At 36.3% G+C, this 19,562-nt stretch carries 15 protein-coding genes; 13 read left to right on the forward strand and 2 right to left on the reverse strand.

What is annotated here, in order from left to right; all coding sequences use genetic code 11:
- The first annotated feature begins 19 nt into the window (after positions 1–19).
- Both AB3H93_RS05480 and asnS read left to right on the forward strand, forming a co-directional pair.
- A complete protein-coding gene (locus AB3H93_RS05480; protein ID WP_034700871.1) occupies positions 20–1,210 on the forward strand; it encodes a pyridoxal phosphate-dependent aminotransferase in 1,191 nt (396 codons plus the stop codon).
- Between the two features lie 36 nt (positions 1,211–1,246).
- Positions 1,247–2,545, forward strand: a complete 1,299-nt coding sequence (gene asnS, locus AB3H93_RS05485) for an asparagine--tRNA ligase (protein WP_010718497.1) — start codon at positions 1,247–1,249, stop codon at positions 2,543–2,545.
- Between the two features lie 81 nt (positions 2,546–2,626).
- On the opposite strand, the gene AB3H93_RS05490 is transcribed toward asnS, so the two are convergent.
- Positions 2,627–4,096, reverse strand: coding sequence for a helix-turn-helix domain-containing protein (locus tag AB3H93_RS05490; protein ID WP_368020259.1), 1,470 nt, complete (start codon positions 4,094–4,096; stop codon positions 2,627–2,629).
- A gap of 315 nt (positions 4,097–4,411) precedes the next feature.
- Between AB3H93_RS05490 and AB3H93_RS05495 the strand changes: the two genes are divergently transcribed.
- From AB3H93_RS05495 to AB3H93_RS05540, 10 genes are all read left to right on the forward strand, one after another.
- Positions 4,412–5,590 carry a carbohydrate binding domain-containing protein gene (locus AB3H93_RS05495; protein WP_368020260.1) on the forward strand — a complete coding sequence of 393 codons (1,179 nt, stop codon included), beginning with the start codon at positions 4,412–4,414 and terminating at the stop codon, positions 5,588–5,590.
- A gap of 385 nt (positions 5,591–5,975) precedes the next feature.
- On the forward strand, positions 5,976–8,036 hold the full coding sequence (locus AB3H93_RS05500; RefSeq protein WP_368020261.1) for a heavy metal translocating P-type ATPase: 2,061 nt from the start codon (positions 5,976–5,978) through the stop codon (positions 8,034–8,036).
- A 530-nt stretch (positions 8,037–8,566) separates the two neighbouring features.
- On the forward strand, positions 8,567–10,027 hold the full coding sequence (locus AB3H93_RS05505; RefSeq protein WP_010718493.1) for an APC family permease: 1,461 nt from the start codon (positions 8,567–8,569) through the stop codon (positions 10,025–10,027).
- Between the two features lie 94 nt (positions 10,028–10,121).
- Positions 10,122–10,682: a topology modulation protein gene (locus AB3H93_RS05510; RefSeq protein ID WP_368020262.1), complete on the forward strand. Its 561-nt coding sequence runs from the start codon at positions 10,122–10,124 to the stop codon at positions 10,680–10,682.
- 51 nt (positions 10,683–10,733) lie between these two features.
- The gene (locus AB3H93_RS05515) at positions 10,734–11,171 is read left to right on the forward strand and encodes a CopY/TcrY family copper transport repressor (RefSeq protein WP_053766604.1); all 438 of its coding nucleotides are present in this window, start codon (positions 10,734–10,736) and stop codon (positions 11,169–11,171) included.
- A 16-nt stretch (positions 11,172–11,187) separates the two neighbouring features.
- Positions 11,188–11,397 (forward strand): copper chaperone CopZ, encoded by a 210-nt coding sequence (copZ, locus tag AB3H93_RS05520; RefSeq protein ID WP_010718490.1) that lies wholly within the window; start codon positions 11,188–11,190, stop codon positions 11,395–11,397.
- Positions 11,397–13,580 (forward strand): copper-translocating P-type ATPase CopA, encoded by a 2,184-nt coding sequence (gene copA, locus AB3H93_RS05525; RefSeq protein WP_368020263.1) that lies wholly within the window; start codon positions 11,397–11,399, stop codon positions 13,578–13,580. Before copZ ends, copA begins: the two co-directional genes overlap by 1 nt.
- 187 nt (positions 13,581–13,767) lie before the next feature.
- Positions 13,768–15,846 (forward strand): copper/silver-translocating P-type ATPase CopB, encoded by a 2,079-nt coding sequence (copB, locus tag AB3H93_RS05530; protein WP_306453782.1) that lies wholly within the window; start codon positions 13,768–13,770, stop codon positions 15,844–15,846.
- A 457-nt stretch (positions 15,847–16,303) separates the two neighbouring features.
- A complete protein-coding gene (locus tag AB3H93_RS05535; protein ID WP_010737923.1) occupies positions 16,304–17,596 on the forward strand; it encodes a helix-turn-helix domain-containing protein in 1,293 nt (430 codons plus the stop codon).
- 59 nt (positions 17,597–17,655) lie between these two features.
- Positions 17,656–18,234: a prevent-host-death protein gene (locus AB3H93_RS05540; RefSeq protein WP_010718485.1), complete on the forward strand. Its 579-nt coding sequence runs from the start codon at positions 17,656–17,658 to the stop codon at positions 18,232–18,234.
- A gap of 150 nt (positions 18,235–18,384) precedes the next feature.
- On the opposite strand, the gene AB3H93_RS05545 is transcribed toward AB3H93_RS05540, so the two are convergent.
- Entirely contained in the window at positions 18,385–18,729 is a 345-nt protein-coding gene (locus AB3H93_RS05545) for a hypothetical protein (RefSeq protein ID WP_014834534.1), read from the reverse strand.
- Between the two features lie 206 nt (positions 18,730–18,935).
- On the opposite strand from AB3H93_RS05545, the gene AB3H93_RS05550 reads away from it, so the two are divergent.
- Positions 18,936–19,412 carry a hypothetical protein gene (locus AB3H93_RS05550; RefSeq protein WP_010718484.1) on the forward strand — a complete coding sequence of 159 codons (477 nt, stop codon included), beginning with the start codon at positions 18,936–18,938 and terminating at the stop codon, positions 19,410–19,412.
- The last annotated feature ends 150 nt before the right edge of the window (positions 19,413–19,562 follow it).

Below are 19,562 nucleotides of genomic sequence, written 5' to 3' on the forward strand. Positions count from 1 at the left end.
TTTGTAAAGGATGAGTAGGATGAAGCTGTCAAAAAGAGTACAACAATTAGAACCTTCTGTGACGCTTGCTGCAGCAGCAAAAGCAAAAGCTTTGAAAGCACAAGGAAAAGATATCTTAAGTCTAACGGTCGGAGAACCTGACTTTGCAACGCCCGAAAATATCCAAGAAGTGGCGGTTCAGGCAATTAGAAACGGCAAAGCAAGTTACTATACGCCGAGCGCAGGGATTCCTGAACTACGCCAAGCAATTGTCGATTATATCAAGGAGTACTATGGGATCACCTATGAACCTTCTCAAACAATTGTAACGGATGGTGCAAAATTTGCGTTATATGCCCTTTTTCAGACGATTTTAGATCCTGAAGATGAAGTGATCATCCCAGTACCTTATTGGGTAAGTTATGGAGAGCAAGTAAAATTAGCAGAAGGTCGACCGGTATTTGTTAAAGGCGAGGAAAACAATGGATTTAAAATAACTGTTTCCCAGCTAGAAGCATCACGAACCCCTAAAACGAAAGCATTGATCATCAACTCTCCTTCGAATCCGACAGGAATGATCTATGATCAAAAAGAGCTGCAAGCAATCGGAGAATGGGCTGTCAAACATGATATTTTGATAGTTGCAGATGATATTTATGGACGTTTAGTTTATAATGGCAATGAGTTTACTCCAATTGCAACAATCTCTGAAGCTATTCGTAAGCAAACGATCATCATCAATGGGGTCTCAAAAACTTATGCAATGACGGGATGGAGAATCGGCTATGCTTTGGGGAACCAAGAAATCATCGATGGGATGATTGCAATTGCTTCTCAATCAACAAGTAATTCAACAGCAGTCAGCCAATATGCTGCGATTGAAGCGTTGACTGGTGAGCAAGATCCAGTGGAAGAAATGCGCGTGGCATTTGAAGAACGCCTAAATATCTTATATCCGCTTGTTTCAAACTTACCTGGAGTGACACTTAATAAACCACAAGGTGCTTTTTATTTGTTTCCGAATGTAAAAGAAACGTTGGCTATGTGCGGTTATGAGAATGTCACGAAGTGGGTAGAAGATCTATTAGAGGAAACGGGTGTTGCTTTAGTAACTGGTGAAGGATTTGGTGCGCCAGAAAATGTGCGATTAAGTTATGCAACGGATCTTGGAACTTTGGAAGAAGCAGTCCGACGTATTGCGCAATTTATTGAGAGTAAAAGTCAAATATAATCCTAATAATTAAGGTAGAGCGAAGGAGAGTCATAAGTGGAAACAATTCAAATCATTGATTCGAAAAATCATGTAGGAGAAACAGTAAAGATTGGCGCTTGGGTAGCAAATAAACGTTCAAGCGGAAAAATTGCTTTTCTACAACTAAGAGATGGAACAGCTTATTTTCAAGGAGTAGTTGTGAAAAGTGAAGTTCCAGAAGAAGTATTTCAATTAGCGAAAAATCTTCACCAAGAAACATCAATCATCTTGACCGGAGAAATCCGTGAAGATAGCCGTTCAAAATTTGGCTACGAAATCGGGATTAAGACAATTGAAGTTGTCAGTGAAAGTCATGATTATCCCATCACACCTAAAGAACATGGAACTGATTTTTTGATGGATCACCGTCATTTATGGTTACGTTCTTCCAGACAACATGCAATCATGCAAATCAGAAATGAAATTATTCGTGCAACATATGAGTTTTTTAATAACCATAACTTTGTCAAAATCGATCCTCCAATTTTAACTGGTTCTGCACCAGAAGGAACGACTGACTTATTTGAAACGAACTATTTTGACCAAAAAGCGTACTTATCACAAAGTGGTCAATTATATATGGAAGCTGCAGCGATGGCTTTTGGTAAAGTATTCTCCTTTGGTCCAACATTCCGTGCAGAAAAATCAAAAACACGTCGTCATTTGATCGAATTTTGGATGATTGAACCTGAGATGGCATTTACACATCAAGAAGAAAGTCTAGAGGTCCAAGAACAATATGTTGCTTTCTTAGTACAAAATGTATTGGATCACTGTGATTACGCATTAGATGTCTTGGAACGAGACAAAGAAGTATTGAAAACTTATACGAAGTTACCATTCCCACGTATCTCTTATGATGATGCGATTGAATTATTGAAGAAAAATGGGTTTGATGATATTGAGTGGGGCGATGATTTTGGTTCTCCGCATGAGACATTCATTGCCAATTCATTTGAACAACCCGTATTTATCTTGAATTATCCAAAAGCAATCAAACCTTTCTATATGAAACCACATCCAACTCGTGAAGATGTAGTGATCTGTGCCGATATGATCGCACCAGAAGGATACGGTGAGATCATTGGTGGTAGTGAACGGGCAACGGATTATGAATTCTTATTAGAACAGATCAAAAATCATGGTTTAGACGAAAATGAATATTCTTGGTATCTTGATTTGCGTAAATATGGTTCAGTGCCACATTCTGGATTTGGATTGGGCTTAGAGCGAACAGTTACTTGGATCGCAGGTATCGACCATGTGCGTGAAGCAATTCCATTCCCACGTTTGTTGAACCGTATCTATCCATAAAAATGAAATAGCTGGTTCAACCACAAAAAACTGCAGAAAGTGGCCTCTTAGGAGGTTAACTTTCTGCAGTTTTTTTATAACTTAGTCAGTTGGTAATGGCTTTTTTAAAGCTTCGATTAATGGTTGGATCGTTGATTGCTGAAGAAGCAATTCTAAGGTACGAATCTCTTTTAGCGAAGGATAATTGTCTAAAAGTAGCCAGTTTTTCTGAGGAGCTATTGGAATATTAGAAATCCAGTAATCGATGGAATCTGCATTTTGATCGTTCATTACAGAATCTTGGACATCAATGATTTCAAAAACTGCGTACTCATTCAATTTCGTTTTAAGAAGCGTAATCAGTAATTCACTATGTACTTGGTCGTAGGTAAAAGCAAGACCAATTTTTTTCTTCTGTTGATTTTTTCTAATAAGTTCCTTTAAGTGTTTATCATAGATAATTGTAAGATAGAGCCATTCATAAAATAAAGGATCATCATTTATTTCATTTCTGAAAGTGATCAATTTTTGTAACAGTCGGTTAGCAGTATGGGCAGAAAAGCGCCCATTTTGCTTAAAAAATTCAATCACAAATCGTTTTTTTTGATCATTTAACAAATATTTGATTTTTCCAGACAAAGTTAGTGATTGATCGATCGAATAATGGAGCTCAATTTCTTTATTTTCTCCAAATAGCTGGTAGAGTTCAGTTGTCAACTGAATCAAGGATTGCTTTTTCCCTTGCATTTCTAGTGAAAGCTTTGGTTCTTTCATCATTGACTGAAATGTTAAGAGATTTGATTGGACGACACCCGTATATGAAAGCTTGAATACTTCTTTGAAGTGTGCATAATCAATGACGATTCGTGAATCATCAAATGGTAAAGTTGCTGAGGATATTGCATTTTTATCCGCTGATTTATAATAAGTCGTTGATTTTTGGATATGGACACTAAGCTTAATAATCACCCAGATCCAGCTACTTAATCGTTGTTGTTCTCGAGAAGTAGAGAAGTTGGGCAATTCGGTAAATGCTTGCAACAGTTGATCAAGAATTAATTGTTCTTTCGGAAGAATATATTGAGTATTAGCGTGATATTTTTCTGAAAAAAAGACATAAAAAAACTGATATAGTTTAGATGAATCTCCTGTAAAGTAGAAAGGAGAGTCAGTCAGACAAATATCATGGCAGTTCAAAAAATCAGCTACTTGTTTTTTGATACGGCGAAATTGAGATTTACTGATTTTTAGTTTTTTTAAAATTTCCGAAGTTGTTATAAACGGACAAGAAAAAACCAGAGAAATAAATTGAATCTGTACAGAATCTTGATAAATATAACTGTATATTTCACTATAGCTGATTGGTTTATTTTTTCTCAGCAATAAATAATCTTTTTTCTTTTCCACTTGAAAAAAGCCACGATTTTCCAGCTCATTCAATTGTTTAAGAATCGTTTGCTTGGTTGCTTGGGTTGTTTCTTCTAGTTGTTGAACGGTCACTTGTCCATTTGCTAAATATGTTTCTAAAATAATTAATTGGATATAATGTTTTTTGGATAATATCGCTTTCATCTTGGTTGGAACCTCCTTACTCGTTATAAGGATTGTACTAATGAAATAGTTGCTATCGGCAATGATAATTTCTTTTTTTGGAAAAAAAAATTATGGACAATTCCAAAAAATTAGTAAACATTAGCAGGCTTGCTAAATAGAGAGATGAAAAATGGGAATTTGGCGATTTATTTCTTTTTTTGTGTAAAAAAGGATCTTTAAAATAAAATGTTCATGAAAATTCAAGGCAAATAAAAGAGTATCTCCAGAGATAATATAGAATGAGTCTCGTTACCTAATCGTAACAGCAGAAATCAATTAGTGGGGGAAAATAGAATGAAAAATAACATGAAGAAGGTATTTGTCGCAAGTATTGCCTGTCTGTCTTTAGGAACTTCTATAGGCGTACATGCAACAACCATAGGCAAGGAAGCTATTACTATCAGTGATAACTTGAAAGAAGTGGTTGAGGACTCGATTATCAGTAACGGGGATTTTAGCGCTGGTTTAGATCATTGGATCGTGTCAAACCCAGAATCGAACAATCCAACACTGGTAACTGAAAATGGGGTTTCTTATGTGAAAGCAATGTTGGGCGAAAATATCCATCAATATGTGAAATTACAACCCAACACGACCTACACATTTTCTTATGACGCTGCGGGAAGTAAAAATTTTCCGGGTAAAGTCGAGTTTGGTACATTGAATCACGGAGAAGAATTTGTTTCTTTACAAGAATCGGCACATAATAATGAACAATGGGAAAGACATTCGTTTACTTTTACGACACCAGAAAAAGACAATACATATATTATCCGTTTTTCTTCTACGGGAAATGGTTGGGCAACTTTTAAAAATATCGATATCCAATCTGAAGATGACACATCCCAAAATACTTTGTTATCTGTTGGAGTAGAAAGTCACCAACCATATATCTACTTAAACTTAACGCCAGAACAATTTAATAGCAAACAACGCCTGATGGTTTATTTGGATGGTAACTATTATTTTGAAACGTATAATGGTAAAGCTTACTACTCTTACAAAGATATAACAGACGAACTAGTAAAGATACGTCGTGGGTTTGAAGGCAACAAAGGTGAAAAAATTGAAGTTTATTTAGCACCTGGTTCACCTGGTCAAAGCTCTGCAGGTAAAGTATTGTTAGAAACCTATGTAGTAGAGAAAAGATTGGAATCAGCAGCGACTGAATATGATCAGATCGTGAAAGATATTCAAGTAGTTGGAAATAAAGTAGTGATGGATATTGATCGAGAAATATTTGAGCAAGACAATCGAATCGTACTTTATAAAAATGATGCATATATCGCGGAAACTTATAAAGGAAAAGCTTACTATTCATCAGTCAAAAAAATGAATGAGACCGTTCGGGTGACTTACAGTAAAGGCGTGGTTGCTGGCGATATCATTTCAGTTAAATTAGTAGGTAATCGACCAGGAACAAGTACTACGAATAGTTTCCAACAACTACTAGCGACTATAGAAGTGGAATAATCCCAGTAAAATAGATATCGCTTAGGATGAAGAGATACGACAACAATAAAAAAACTCCCTCACTCGTTTGGCTAGTGGGGGAGTTTTAATCAAATAGGAGAAATGCTTATTTTTTTTATTGCTGATAAGATAGCTATTAGGTATGGATTATTTCGGGTAAGGACAAGTGTAGATTCCGTTGTTCAGTTCTTTTTTATTTGTGACACTCCTGTACTCTTACAATGGATGATATGGTTTTCACTTTATGAGTCGCTTTTTTTATTGTAAAGGTAATGCTTTTTTGATTGATAAAAAATAGAAGAAGTATTAGTTTGACAAATGAGTGACCACTCATATATAATTATACATGAATAAACGTTCATGTTTAAAGTGAGGAGGTCAGAGCATGAAAAGCTATCGATTAGAAGGATTGGATTGCGCAAACTGTGCAATGAAAATCGAAAAAAGAATCAACGAAATCAATGGGGTAAAGCAAGCAAATGTTAACTTTGCTGTAGGTAAATTAACGATTGACGCAGATCAGGATAAGATAGGTGAAATCGAAACTGAAACTAGAAAAGTGATCAAGGAATTAGAACCAGAAGTTGAGGTAAAAGAGATGGAAGAAGTGACTTCGACATTAAATGAAGAAAAAAAGGATCTGATTCGTATTGTCCTATCAGCTATTGGCTTATTAGGGTTGTTTATTTGGGCTCCAGCTGAACCGATTCGTTTTATTGGATTTTTACTTGTCTATTTATTTATTGGTTTTGATGTTATTAAACAAGCTGCATTAAACATTACGAGAGGTCAATTGTTTGATGAAAATTTTTTGATGGCAATCGCAACGATCGGTGCGATGTTGATTGGTGAATATCCAGAGGCAGTAGCGGTCATGTTGTTTTATCAAGTAGGTGAATATTTCCAAGGCTTTGCAGTCAACCAATCAAGAAAATCGATACGTGCATTGATGGAGATTCGACCAGAAGTGGCTCATGTTGAAACAGAAGCTGGATTGGTGACTACCCAGCCAGAAAGAGTAATGATTGGGGAGCATGTTTTTGTCAAACCAGGAGAACGAGTACCATTAGATGGGAAAGTCATCAGTGGGCAGTCATTAGTTGACACTTCTGCATTAACGGGAGAATCGGTTCCAAAAGAAGTTTTTGAAGGAGAGTCAGTATTAAGTGGTTTTATCAATATCAATCAACCATTAGTTGTTGAAGTAGAAAAAAATTATCAAAACTCAACCATTAGTAAATTGCTCGAATTAGTAGAAAATGCAAGTAGTAAAAAGGCACCAGCAGAAAATTTCATCACTAAATTTGCTCGTTACTACACGCCAGTGGTAGTAGTATTAGCTGTTTTATTAGCCATTTTACCACCACTTGTGTTACCAAATACAGGATTTGATGAATGGATTTACCGAGCTTTGACGTTCTTAGTGATTTCGTGTCCTTGTGCTTTAGTAATTTCGGTACCTTTAAGCTTTTTTGGAGGAATTGGTGGAGCTAGTAAAATGGGTGTATTAGTGAAGGGTAGTAATTACCTTGAATTATTAGCTCATACAGACACCATGGTTTTTGACAAAACAGGAACTCTGACAAAAGGTGATTTTTCTGTTCAATCAATTGAAACTACTATGGTTGAACCTTTATTCATGCAATATGTTGCAAGTGTAGAACAATATTCGACACATCCGATTGCACAAGCGATTTTAGCTGATTATGAAGGAGCATTATTACCCACGGATCAAATGGAAGAAGTTTTAGGCGAAGGAATCAAGGCAGTTGTGGATGGGAAAGTAGTCTTAGTAGGAAATCATAAACTTTTCACTCGATACAATATAGCCTTTCCAGTCAATCAAGCAGTTGGTACCTTAGTATATGTGGCAATTGATCAACAGTATGTTGGAAGCATAGTGATTGCAGATTCCATCAAAGAAGATGCAAAAACAGCTTTACAAAAACTAAAAAAACTTGGAGTTAAACAAACTGTGATGCTTACCGGGGACGCACAAGCAATTGCGACACATATTGGAAATGAATTAGGAATCGACACGGTCTATAGCGAGCTCTTACCGCAAGACAAAGTGGCTAAATTAGAACAAATCCTTACGAACGCATCGCAAAAGACTGCGTTTGTTGGTGACGGAATCAATGATGCACCTGTGCTAGCTAGAGCTGATGTCGGAATAGCGATGGGAGGTCTTGGAAGTGATGCAGCAATCGAAGCGGCTGATGTAGTGATCATGAATGATGAACCTGGAAAAATCGCAGATGCTATTCGCTTATCAAGAAAAACGTTGAAAATCGTTAAACAAAATATTATCTTTGCGATCGGGATCAAAAGTGTTGTCTTAATTTTAGGCGCATTCGGGATCGCCACAATGGGAGATGCCGTATTTGCTGATGTAGGTGTCACTGTACTAGCAGTCTTAAACGCTATGAGATGTTTAAAACTCTAACGATCGACTGTTGATCTAAACACAAGCATCGTTAAAGTGAACTTTTCTTGCCTACGGAGTAGGATTATCAGAAAATAAGTGAAAATCTTTAACCAAACTATTTATATGCGTATTTAAAATGAAGTTCTATAGGTGTATTTTGTTTGTTATTGATTAATAGAAAAGAAATTTTCCTTTATTCGTCAGCTTGATGCCTGTTCGGATGAAAGGGGAATTTCTTTTTTTATGTAAAAGCAACGATTTTTGAATTGTAGTACCGGTTGTTGTTTTTTGATTAGAAATTAAGTATATTAAAATAACTATTTGATCTAATTTTTAGAAAATTCTTTTACACCCTTCAGTTTGAAAGGGATTAACTAATTTATACAAGGTGTTATCTTGTGTAAAATGATAAAAAGATGGAAAAATAGTGTGGGAAAATTAAAAATATACACACATAAAATAACGAACTATTGTAAATAGATAAGAATTTGTTTATGATTGTAAATAGATAAATATTTTATTTAAAAAAATTTAAAAGGAGAAAACAGATGAACGATAAGCAACTACGTTGGTTTACCGTAGCACTCATTGCTTTCAACATGGTTTGGGGCATGGGGAATGTAGTAAACAACTATGCGCAACAAGGAATCTCAGTTGTTACTTCTTGGCTATTGATTCTTGCTATTTATTTTATCCCTTATGCCTTGATCGTAGGGCAACTTGGTTCCGCATTTAAAGACAGTAAAGGTGGCGTCAGCTCTTGGGTCGAAAATACGACATCAAATAAACGGTTGGCATACTATGCTGCATGGACTTATTGGGTCGTCCACATTCCTTATCTTGCACAAAAACCTCAGGCAATTTTGATTGCTGCTGGATGGGCAGTTCAAGGAAATGGAAATATTGTTAACACGATGACTGTTCAAATGGTAGCAGTGATTTCCTTAGTAATTTTCTTAGCCTTCTTGTATCTTTCTACAAAAGGATTATCCACATTGAAGGTCATTGGTGGATTAGCAGGAACTGCGATGTTTGTCATGTCACTTTTATTTATTTTGATGGCAGTAACAGCTCCATTTATTACTACTGATATGGAATTTGCTACTACAGGAATGAATCAGGTCAAAACATACATCCCGACATTTGACTTTAGCTATTTTACGACCGTTTCGATGCTTGTATTTGCAGTAGGTGGGGCAGAAAAAATCTCTCCTTATGTTAATTCCACAAGAAATCCAGCCAAAGAATTTCCAAAAGGAATGATTTTCTTGGCTGCAATGGTTGGTGTTTGTGCGGTTTTAGGTTCTGTAGCGATGGGAATGTTATTTGCGAGTGACAATATTCCGAAAGACTTAATGGCAAATGGTGCTTACAGTGCTTTCCAAATTCTAGGCAACTATTATGGCATTGGTAATTCGTTGATGATCATCTATGCTTTGACAAATATGGTTGGTCAAATTTCCGCATTAGCCTTCTCAATCGATGCACCACTGAAAATTTTATTAGCAGATGCAGATCCAGAATTTGTTCCTTCATGGTTACGTAAACGAAGCAATAAAGGAACACTCGTCAATGGCTATTTATTGACTGGGATTTTAGTTAGCATCATCATTTTACTACCCATTTTTGGAATCAAAGACATGAACGAATTAGTGAAATGGTTGACTAATTTAAATTCAGTAGTAATGCCTATGCGTTATTTATGGGTATTCTTAGCGTATATGATGTTGAATAAAGCTTACAAGAAATTTACTTCTGAGTATAAATTCGTGAAGAATCCAAAGGTTGGTTTTATTTTCGGTGCTTGGTGTTTTGCCTTTACCGCTTTTGCTTGTATTCTGGGAATGGTTCCCAAAGTCGAGTATGCGGCTGATCCTAAAGCTTGGTGGTTCCAGTTGATCTCAAATGTCGTTACACCAATTATTTTGATCATGTTGGGAATGATCTTACCAGCGATTGCCCGTCGTGATAAAAATAAAAATGTAAAAGAAACATTGATTGAAACATAATGAGCTGAGAGAGAAACGATCGTTTCTCTCTTTTTTTGTGCCTCATGTTATCATAAATAAAAAAAGAAAAAGTTTTGAGTGGAGGAGGAATAAGATGAAGATAGTAATTTTAGGACAAAGTGGCTCTGGAAAATCGACACTGGCAAGAACTATTCAAGAAACGGCAAAGATTCCTCTTTTACCCTTAGATTTTTTATGGCATGGTACAGATTATAGTGAAAAGGCACAAGTTTGGTTTCAACTAGAGCAAGAAAACTTTATGGCTAAACATGAGAACTGGATCATCGAAGGAAACTATCTTGCTACTGCTAGGAAGAGACTGCAAGAAGCAGATCAAATCATCTTATTACGAGTGCCAACGTATCTTGCAATGGCTCGTGTCATCAAACGAACTTTAAAAAGAAAGCGAGATCGTGCGACCAGACCAGACATGCCTAATGACTTTACTGAAAAGTTGGATAAAGAATACTTGGATTTTTTGTGTTTTGTTTGGCGTTTTAAGCGAAAGAATGAACCTCGAATCTTCCAACTGATTGATACATTGCAAGTAAAAAATAAGTTACTCATTTTAGATAATAAACGTGATCGACAAAAGTATATTAACCAGTTGAAAAAAATAAGCCCATTGGTTGACAATTTACGATTACAGTTGTAATCTATTATCGAAGTTAAGTTTACAAATGTAATCGATGGAGGTGGAAAACTAATGGAAGAAAAGAGAGTATTAATTAAAATCAGTGATTCTGAATGGGAAGTCATGCGAGTTATCTGGACTTTAGGTCAAGCAAATGCCCAACAAATCACTCAGATATTAGCTGATTCGATGGATTGGAAAGTAGCAACTGTTAAAACCCTTCTAGGGCGTTTGGTGAAAAAAGAAGCGCTTTGGACTGAACAAGAGGGAAAGAAATTTATTTATCATCCAGCTGTTTCCGAGATGGAAACCGTTCGAAGTGCTACTGAAAATCTCTTTTCACATATTTGTGCAAAAAGAGTCGGTGCGACGATTGCTGATTTGGTTGAAGAAGCGACATTGACCCAAGCAGATATTCAGCAGATCATGAAACAACTCAATAAAAAAGAGCCAGTCGAAACGATTGAATGTAATTGTATACCTGGTCAATGTGAATGTAAGAAACAGTAATAAGGAGGAAACAAGAATGAAACAAGAATTTTCAGTTAAAGGGATGAGTTGCAACCATTGTGTGGCTCGGATTGAAGAAGCGGTCGGAAGAATCAGTGGTGTCAAAAAAGTAAAAGTTCAGCTGAAAAAAGAAAAAGCCGTTGTGAAATTTGATGAAGCAAATGTTCAAGCGACAGAGATTTGTCAAGCAATCAATGAATTAGGCTATCAAGCAGAGGTGATTTGATGGCAACGAATACTAAAATGGAAACATTTGTCATTACTGGAATGACATGTGCGAATTGTTCTGCTCGAATCGAAAAAGAACTAAATGAACAACCTGGTGTCATGTCTGCTACTGTCAATTTAGCCACTGAAAAGGCAAGTGTGAAATATATCGACACTACTACAGAAAGATTGATCAAAAGTGTCGAAAATATCGGCTATGGGGCAATTTTATATGACGAAGCGCATAAACAAAAAATTGCTGAGGAGAAACAAACCTATTTAAGAAAAATGAAGTTTGATCTTATCTTTAGTGCGATCTTAACTCTACCCTTGATGTTAGCAATGATTGCCATGATGCTTGGAAGTCATGGACCAATTGTGTCGTTCTTCCATCTGCCTCTTGTGCAGCTGCTCTTTGCTTCGCCTGTGCAATTTTATGTAGGTTGGCGCTTTTATAAAGGAGCCTATCATGCATTAAAAACTAAGGCGCCGAATATGGATGTCTTAGTTGCGATTGGAACATCTGCAGCCTTCGCATTAAGCATTTATAATGGTTTTTTCCCTAGCCATTCCCATGATCTTTATTTTGAAAGTAGCAGTATGATCATTACCTTGATTTTACTTGGAAAGTATTTAGAACATACAGCAAAAAGTAAAACAGGCGATGCCATCAAAAAGTTGATGTCCCTTCAGACAAAAACAGCACAAGTTTTAAGAGATGGCAAAGAAGAGACGATTGCAATTGATGAGGTCATGATCGATGACATCTTAGTGATTCGTCCTGGTGAACAAGTACCTACAGATGGACGGATCATTGCTGGCGCTAGTGCATTGGATGAAAGCATGTTGACAGGAGAAAGTGTACCTGTTGAGAAAAAAGAAAAAGATATGGTTTTTGGTGGAACGATCAATACCAATGGATTGATCCAAATACAAGTTTCTCAGATAGGAAAAGATACGGTGTTGGCACAAATCATCCAAATGGTGGAAGATGCTCAAGGAAGTAAAGCACCGATCCAACAAATTGCTGACAAGATTTCAGGAATTTTCGTACCGATCGTTTTGTTTTTAGCATTGGTGACACTATTAGTTACAGGATGGCTCACGAAGGATTGGCAGTTAGCATTACTTCATAGTGTGTCCGTTTTGGTCATTGCTTGCCCCTGTGCGCTTGGTTTAGCAACACCAACTGCCATCATGGTAGGAACAGGAGTCGGTGCTCATAATGGGATATTGATCAAAGGTGGCGAAGCGTTAGAAGGAGCCGCTCATCTAAATAGTATTATTTTGGATAAAACTGGAACGATTACACAAGGCCGACCAGAAGTAACAGATGTCATCGGTCCCAAAGAGATCATTTCCCTTTTCTATTCCCTTGAACATGCTTCTGAACATCCTTTAGGAAAAGCTATTGTTGCTTATGGTGCAAAAGTCGGTGCAAAAACTCAGCCAATCACTGATTTTGTTGCTCATCCTGGTGCAGGAATCAGTGGAACGATCAACGGTGTTCATTATTTTGCTGGGACTAGAAAGAGACTAGCTGAAATGAACCTTTCATTTGATGAATTTCAAGAACAGGCGTTAGAATTAGAACAGGCAGGGAAAACAGTTATGTTTTTAGCCAACGAAGAACAGGTTCTTGGAATGATTGCCGTTGCTGATCAAATCAAAGAAGATGCAAAACAAGCAATCGAGCAACTACAACAAAAAGGTGTAGATGTGTTTATGGTTACGGGAGATAATCAACGAGCCGCTCAAGCAATCGGCAAACAAGTAGGAATTGATTCCGACCATATCTTTGCAGAAGTTTTACCTGAAGAAAAAGCCAACTATGTAGAAAAACTACAGAAAGCTGGAAAGAAAGTTGGCATGGTCGGTGATGGAATCAATGATGCCCCAGCGCTAGCTTTAGCAGATGTTGGGATTGCAATGGGAAGTGGAACCGATATTGCGATGGAAACAGCCGATGTGACATTAATGAATAGTCATTTAACTTCTATCAATCAAATGATTTCTTTATCAGCTGCCACATTAAAAAAAATCAAACAAAATTTGTTTTGGGCATTCATTTATAATACGATCGGGATTCCTTTTGCTGCCTTTGGTTTTTTAAACCCAATCATTGCTGGTGGCGCAATGGCCTTTAGTTCAATCAGTGTATTATTGAATTCTTTAAGCTTAAATCGAAAAACGATCAAATAAATCGTTTCAGAGGAAAGGAAGGAAAAAAATGAATAATGGAATGGATCCTGAGAATGAAACAAATAAAAAGGGCGCTATTGGAAAGAATCCTGAGGAAAAAATAACTGTAGAACAAACGAATACCAAGAATAATTTACAGGAACATGGAAAAATGGAAAATATGGATCAACACCATACGCATGGACACATGGAAGGGCATCAACAGATGGACCATGGACACATGAGCGGAATGGATCATAGCCATATGGATCATGAAAATATGAGTGGAATGGATCATAGCCACATGGGTCATGAAAATATGGGTGGAATGGATCATTCTATGCACATGGGGAACTTTAAGCAAAAATTTTGGCTTTCTCTGATTTTAGCGATTCCGATTATTCTTTTTTCACCGATGATGGGGATGTCCTTTCCTTTTCAAGTGACGTTTCCTGGTTCTAATTGGGTGGTGTTGGTTCTGGCAACGATTTTATTTGTTTATGGCGGACAACCATTCTTAAGCGGAGCCAAAATGGAATTGAAACAAAAAAGTCCAGCAATGATGACACTGATTGCTATGGGGATTACCGTCGCATATGTTTATAGTGTGTATTCTTTTATAGCCAACCTCATCAACCCCCATACACATGTCATGGATTTTTTCTGGGAATTAGCAACGTTAATCGTAATCATGTTATTGGGACATTGGATCGAAATGAATGCAGTCTCTAATGCCAGCGATGCTTTACAAAAATTAGCAGAATTATTACCTGAATCGGTAAAACGATTGAAAAAAGACGGGACTGAAGAAACCGTCTCTTTAAAAGAAGTCCATGAAGGTGATCGTCTAATTGTTCGTGCTGGAGACAAGATGCCAACGGATGGGACGATCGACAAAGGACATACCATTGTTGATGAATCTGCTGTTACGGGTGAATCCAAAGGGGTTAAAAAGCAAGTGGGCGATTCGGTCATTGGTGGATCAATTAATGGCGACGGAACAATTGAAATTACTGTAACAGGTACTGGCGAAAATGGTTACCTTGCAAAAGTAATGGAGATGGTACGAAAAGCCCAAGGAGAAAAATCTAAATTAGAGTTTCTATCAGATAAAGTAGCAAAATGGTTATTTTATGTGGCTTTAGTAGTTGGGATCATCGCCTTTATTGCTTGGCTCTTCCTAGCAAATCTACCAGATGCACTAGAACGAATGGTCACCGTGTTCATCATTGCTTGTCCGCATGCACTGGGACTTGCGATTCCATTAGTCGTTGCTCGTTCGACTTCGATCGCAGCTAAAAATGGGTTGCTTTTGAAAAATCGGAATGCGATGGAACAAGCCAATGATCTAGATGTGATCATGTTAGATAAAACAGGCACGTTGACCCAAGGAAAATTTACTGTAACTGGTATTGAGATTTTAGATGAAGCTTATCAAGAAGAAGAAATCTTGAAATATATCGGTGCTTTAGAAGCACATGCAAATCATCCTTTAGCGATTGGGATAATGAATTATTTAAAAGAAAAAAAGATTACTCCTTATCAAGCACAGGAACAAAAAAATTTAGCAGGTGTTGGTTTAGAAGCAACTGTGGAAGACAAAGATGTTAAAATTATTAATGAAAAAGAAGCAAAACGTTTAGGACTAAAAATCGACCCTGAACGATTAAAAAACTATGAAGCTCAAGGAAACACTGTCAGCTTTTTAGTAGTTTCAGATAAATTAGTGGCTGTGATTGCTCTAGGAGATGTCATTAAACCAGAAGCAAAAGAGTTTATCCAAGCGATCAAAGAAAAAAATATTATCCCAGTCATGTTGACTGGGGATAACCCCAAAGCAGCCCAAGCAGTAGCGGAATATCTTGGAATCAATGAATATTACGGCGGTCTACTGCCAGATGACAAAGAGGCGATCGTTCAAAGATATCTTGATCAAGGAAAAAAAGTGATCATGGTTGGTGACGGCATCAATGATGCGCCAAGCTTAGCACGGGCAACGATAGGTATGGCAATCGGAGCAGGAACTGATATTGCGATTGATTCTGCAGATGTTGTCTTAACGAACAGTGACCCCAAAGATATCTTGCATTTCTTAGAATTAGCAAAAGAAACAAGAAGAAAAATGATCCAAAATCTTTGGTGGGGCGCTGGTTATAATATTATTGCTATTCCTTTAGCAGCAGGAATCTTAGCACCGATCGGACTTATTTTAAGCCCAGCAGTGGGAGCAGTCTTGATGTCACTAAGTACAGTGGTCGTTGCGCTCAACGCCTTAACTTTAAAATAAGTTGTTAACGTTACTTGATTAACGAGTGAGTGTAAAAATAGAAAAAAGACAATCTTTAAGGACAAACACAAGCAAATTTATTCAAATGAAAACTGGCAAGCAGCTATTTTTCAGCGAATCAATTTTAGCAAAGGTCGTTAAAGATTGTCTTTTTTATTTATGTAGACAAAATGAAAAGAAAAAATGGCAGGAGAAAAGTTGAGAGAGGGATTCAAGAAATAATCAGTAACCATAGTTGTTCCCATTGTACGAAATTTTGCACAGTTCAATGTGTGACGGTAAGAAAAAAATAGCAGTAGTTAACTTTTTCGATCTGTTAAATTAGAATTTAATGAATTTCGTTTGAATTAAAGAAGAAAAAATGTTTTTTTTCGTAATTTATATATAGGGAGATGTATTAATCTATAGTTGATCGTACTCCTGAAACACACAGTAAAAAATAAGTGAGGGAACGCCAATGAAGTGGCAAAGATTATTGTCAAAAAATGTACAAAATCTATTTATATTGATCCATCAAATGAAAGATTTATCGTGGAAAAAAACGGATCTAGCAGAAAAACTATTAGTTGATGTAAAAACGATCGATCGATATTTAAAAAGATTAGAAGAAGGAGATTTTCCGATCCAATTGATTCAACATAAAAAAAGCGTAAAGCTGATTTATAATAAAGGCTACAGTGAGCCCTATTTGTTGTTTGATTTTCTGATCCACTCTTCGTCCTTTTGCTTATTGAAGGATTTGATTTTGAACACGGAGTATCAACAAGAGTATGATCGCTCCTCACAAGAGCGTCTAAGAAAATGGCTGGGTGAATATCATTTGTCTTTTTCTTATCGAAAACAACAACTTTATGGTTCTGAAAGAAAGATACGCTATCTTTTTTTCTGTTTTCTTAAAGATTTTCCCCTCTTTTTTATTGGGGATACAGAACAGTCTTTTTCCGAATTATTTATCCATTTGTTGGAGACACGTGCCCAAAATGCCGAAATCAAAATATTAGACGAACATCGCACGCTTTTTTTTGAACTTTTTCCAGAGTTGTTATTCCGACACGAACAACGTTTATCTGTCCGCGAAAAAAATTACCGCTGTATCGTTCGTTTAAGTTGCAACATCATTATCGAAAAATACTGGAAAAAAATTGAAGAAACGAAAATCTACCGAAAATTAATGACCTTAACAGAGAAATTGGATTCGTTGTTTTGGTTGGCTAGTGAATTTGAAAGTACGAATAAAACAACGATCACGCGAGTTATCTATCAAGAGTGGCTCCGTTACTCAATTGGACTACACGAAAGAGTAGTCAAAGAGGAATTTCATGAGTATCAGGAAAGCTTGCGTTTGGTGCCGAATGTTAATGAAAAACTTTATCAATACCGGATGGCTTTACAACAAGCACTTACATATCCATCGTATGAATGGGGCCTACTTTTACTTAAAGTTTTGCAAGAAAGAGGATACCTGGAAATCTATCCACCAGAAGTAAAAATCGTCTTTTTTTTTCGTTACGATCATGAGGAAGCGCGCCGCCTAGCTTCTGTTCTGGATAAGACCTTGCGACATCGAAAACGGACCTCCATACATGTTTGTACTCGATCAATCCCTCCAAGTTATGCACAATTGATTATTACGGACCATTTTTTTCCATTAAATAATAGTAAACATCAAAAGACTTATTTCTACCAACCTTCTTTTGGGGTAGATCGTCTACTATCAGATATTGATTATTGGATTGATACGAAAAATTGATTTTTATCATATGAAAAGGGTGTGTTATAATAAAGAAGATGAGTAAAGGAGGATGTCTTTTGGATTTAAAGAAATTAGAAGTTCCTACATCTTCAATCACTGAAGTAAAACGATCACCGATGGATGTATTTGATCAGGCAAGAAAAGCTGAAACCGGTGTATATATATTTAATCGTGAAAAAGTTGCAGGAGTGATGTTGACACAAGAGCAATATGAAACACTGTTACAAGAATTAGCAGATTTACGTCAGAAGGCAAATGAAGAAGTACAGGCACCTATAGAAAGTAATGAACTACTTGGAAACTACGCTGACCAAACAGCTGCTGTCGTTTCGACTTCTGATGGTCTAGATGAGCTGGTACAAACACTGAAACGTTATTTGATTACTGGTGTAACGATTTCTGCTAAAAATTTAGATGAACGAATGGTTACACTAGGTTTCATTACGAAAAAGACGGGCTTTGGAGGAGTGGTCGATATGTTAAACGAATTGACCGCAACTGGAAAGATCAATTATCAGTTACGTAGAAAACCAAACAGTCGTACAGTAATTGCCGAGATTATTGGTGAACAAGACAGTCAATCACAATTATTTGATAAAATTATTATAAAAAAAATCTATCTGCATGAACTTTAATGAATAGCGTAAATTTTTATTTTTTGCTTCTTTCGGTGCTATGATTTTTCAGACTTTTTTACAAGGATCAATGAGAAATCATAGCTGATTTTCTATAAAAATTGGGTGGTTACCGATCCTTTGCTAGTCATATTTTTTCGATTCACTGATTTAACGAGTGAAAATTCTTGCCCAAAAAGCCCCAAGAATTTGAGGGATCAAATACAAAACCGAAAGCAGTAAAATCAGTTGGGTTGGTTTGAATGGCTGGTAAAAGAAATGCCAATCAGAGTAATAGTGACAAATCAAATAAGAAATGAATGTTGAACTAATATTAATAAAGAAGAGAAAGAGTAACTGTTGCTTTTTCTGGAAGCTAAAGCCAGCGTAAAAAGACAGAAAAATCAAAAAAATCAAGCCAAAAACAGAATGATACCGATAATCTAGTAGTAAAGAGAAGTACACATACGGAATGAAAAGTAAGAGCAAAATTAATTTTTTTCCATGATTTTTCATGGTGTGTTCCCCCAATCAGGTGAATCCGATTTCTTCTACTTTCATTCTAAAATCAACCAGCTAATAATCAAACACTTTTTTGAAATTTGTAGATTAAATGAATAAACTCTCATAGCCTTATCTCTAAAAAAAAAGATTTTCCCCCTAATTTTTTTAGAGAAAACGCTTATAGTAGGTGAAAGAAAAAATCGCGTAGGAGTAAAGTGATGAAAAAGAAAATAAAACTTGAACAATTGTATTTATTTTTTTGGTTTTTTCCAATTCTGCTGTTGCCGTTTACTTGGGTGAATGCCGTTGTTCAGGGAGCAGAAATTTTGGGGCTAATTCATGGTACTGGGATTGTAGTATCGAAAAATTTTCCAATTTTAACACTATTCTATTTTTTAGTGAGTATGAGCTTGATTTTGACAAATAAATTTATGAATAGTTATAATTGGCATTTGATTCATTTTTCTTGTATGTTGGTTTTTACTTCCTTTTTTTCTATTCTGCCACGAATCATTGTTGGACCGAATGGCTTAAGTGAAAGTGGATTGAAAGATACAGGGGAAACTTCGATGTACTTTTTGACCATTAAACCAAGTTTTTATCTAGCGATTCTTTCGTTTTTATTAGCAGTCATTTTTTATTCTATAGCAAAATTAAGAATAGAAGAAAAACTGTCCGGCGAAGTTAATAAATAGGTTCAATAAAAAGTAAACATTGTGAGCGAATACATTGTGAGCAAATATGTGAGCAAATGATAGTAGCGAACAGTGTTTTTTTTGCTTTTTGTCAAATGATGTTGAAGAAGAGAATCTTAGAATCATTTGGCCAGAAAGAGGAAACCTTTT

The sequence above is a fragment of the Enterococcus sp. C74 genome, assembly GCF_040887125.1.
GTDB lineage: Bacteria > Bacillota > Bacilli > Lactobacillales > Enterococcaceae > Enterococcus_B > Enterococcus_B hirae.